The sequence below is a fragment of the Hoylesella timonensis S9-PR14 genome (assembly GCF_000762405.1).
Taxonomy (GTDB): domain Bacteria; phylum Bacteroidota; class Bacteroidia; order Bacteroidales; family Bacteroidaceae; genus Prevotella; species Prevotella timonensis_A.
Map to the genome: position 1 here is coordinate 1 of NZ_JRPQ01000182.1, position 1,747 is coordinate 1,747.

General features: G+C 43.2%; 2 protein-coding genes. One reads left to right on the plus strand and one right to left on the minus strand.

Features of this window, described 5'->3' with window-relative positions; translation table 11 throughout:
- The coding region (locus tag HMPREF9304_RS11035) for a site-specific integrase (RefSeq protein ID WP_052046134.1) at nucleotides 1-1,098 on the plus strand (1,098 nt) is incomplete at its 5' end.
- A 190-nt stretch (nucleotides 1,099-1,288) separates the two neighbouring features.
- Here HMPREF9304_RS11035 and HMPREF9304_RS11040 read toward each other — a convergent pair.
- On the minus strand, nucleotides 1,289-1,618 hold the full coding sequence (locus HMPREF9304_RS11040) for a hypothetical protein (RefSeq protein ID WP_231564523.1): 330 nt from the start codon (nucleotides 1,616-1,618) through the stop codon (nucleotides 1,289-1,291).
- Nucleotides 1,619-1,747: the final 129 nt, after the last annotated feature.

Sequence of the window (1,747 nt, forward strand, 5' to 3'; positions counted from 1 at the left end):
ATTACGATAGACGGCTCAAAAGTCGTGATGTCCACAGGAGAAAACACATTGCCCGGCGATTGGAGCGTAAAGCGACAGGAAACCAACGACAAGCAGCAGAACCAACGCTTGCATTCGTTTCGTGAGAAGATTGAGCAGGGGTATGATACGTTGCTCCTGCAATTTGGTGCGGTGAGTGCCGAGCTGCTTAAAAACCACTTGCATGGTGTCGGAGCAAATCCGACCACTTTGCTTGCTCTTAGCCGAGAGGTATTATCGACAATTCAATCTACAAGAGTCTTAAGCACATACCAAAGTTGCTCTTGCTACCACAGGCAGCTGGAACTCTTTGTGAAAAGTAGAGGAAAAACAGACATTCCTCTTACGAGCCTTACGATGGAGTTCTTCGATGATTATCGTATCCATTTCAAGCGTAAAGGTTATGCCTTATCAACAACGAAACAAAATCTCTTTTGGTTAAGTCGGTTGATGTATAGGGCTGTGAGCCAGCAAACCATTCGGTATAATCCTTTTGAGGATGCCAAGTATGAGCGGGTGGAGCGAAAAATTCGCTGTTTGGGTAAGACGGATATAGCCCGTCTGTTGGCTATGCCCTTGCAAAATGGACAGGCGGAATTTGTGCGGAGGTTGTTTCTTTTCTCGGTATTTACAGGTCTGGCTTTTGCTGATGTGAGCAAGTTGCGGTACTGTGATATTGAAACGAACAATGCAGGGATACGTTATATCCGGCAGTACAGAAAGAAGACCGATGTTGAGAGCATTACGCCCCTGCACCCGATAGCCGAGCAAATACTCTCGCTTTACCCACTGAAAGACAAGAAAGAGGATAGTCCCATCTTTGCAACCTCGATGAGTAGAATACAGATAGGCATACACCTCAAGGCTATTGGTCTGGCTTGTGGCATTCGCCAATCCCTTTCCTTTCATGTCGGTCGCCATTCTTTCGGTGCGCTGACATTGGAGGCAGGCATACCGATTGAGAGTATTGCCAAGATGATGGGACATGCCTCCATTGCGAGTACACAAATCTACGCTCAAATCACTGATAGTAAGATTTCAAGGGATATGGACAGGCTGATACAACAAAGGAGAGGATAAGGCTAAACAAAAAGGACTTGCTCCGTTTTGTGGAGTAAGTTCTTACTATAACTAATATTGTGTGATGTCACCATTGAAGGCGTGTACTTTTTCCCACAAGGGTCCTTTTGCTCCCATTGTGAATGCGATATTGCTACTTCGGATAGCCAATAATTTAGAATGAACTTGTAAACTTAACACTCTCATTAGATCAGGGGGGGAGGCTGATAACTCCTTCTTTTCCTATTGGTAACCAAGTATAACCTCTCCCTTTATAGGTTATCAGTTTGCCCATTGGTAGTGTCTGTTCCCTTAGTTGGGGGCAATCTGTCAATATATGACACAGTTTTGAAGAAGAAAGAAGTGGATAGGTTGTTATACAGAAGCCTCCCGTTGCTTTGCTTCCTGTAATCAGAATGATGTTTTCAACATCAGCAAGAGCATATTCATGGATAGCTTGCTTCGGTATCTGAATTGTCAAATCTTCCCGAATATGAGAGATGCCGAAGATAAACTTTCCTCCTTTAGATATTTGTGGCATAGCTTTTCTATTTTGATATAAAATACTGGTATTACACGCATTTTAATTTCCTCCTTAAATCTCTGACATACTTGGCTTGCCGATATTTCAAATAAATCTTCACAAACGGAATCATAAACCATTTCTTAG